Source organism: Streptomyces xiaopingdaonensis (assembly GCF_000262345.1).
GTDB classification, from domain to species: Bacteria; Actinomycetota; Actinomycetes; order Streptomycetales; family Streptomycetaceae; genus Streptomyces; species Streptomyces xiaopingdaonensis.
Map to the genome: position 1 here is coordinate 1 of NZ_AJTQ01000181.1, position 400 is coordinate 400.

The 400-nt window shown below is 83.8% G+C and carries 1 protein-coding gene; it reads right to left on the minus strand.

The genetic code is table 11. The features are described 5' to 3' along the window. Positions 1 to 400, minus strand: a 400-nt coding sequence (locus UWG_RS34385) for a hypothetical protein (protein ID WP_016907979.1), incomplete at both ends; no start/stop codon positions are given.

Sequence of the window (400 nt, forward strand, 5' to 3'; positions counted from 1 at the left end):
GCCCGCCGCCGAGCCGGTGCCGTGCGGCGGCGTCGGCGGCGCTCGACCGCCGGCCGGCCGGCTTGTCGGTGACGGCGCGCGAGGGCTGCCGCCCCGCGCGCGCGGCGCCTCCGGCGGAGCGCTGCGAGGAGGCGCCCGGCGGCGGGGTGAACGGGCGGCCGCCCTGGCGCGCCTCGCGTGCGCCGAGCCGGTTCGCCAACTCCGCCTTGTGCGCGAGGTTCTGCCCCGCCTGCCGCGAGATCTGTGCCTGCGCGCGCCCGCCGCCCGCGACGCTGGGCGGCGCGACGCCGCCGTACAACCCCGCCACGCCGGCCGCGCCCAGTGCCGCGCCCCCGGCGACGACGCCCCCGCCCGCCCCGGTCACACCCCCGTCGAGGCCGGAGAGGCGGGGGGCGGACTG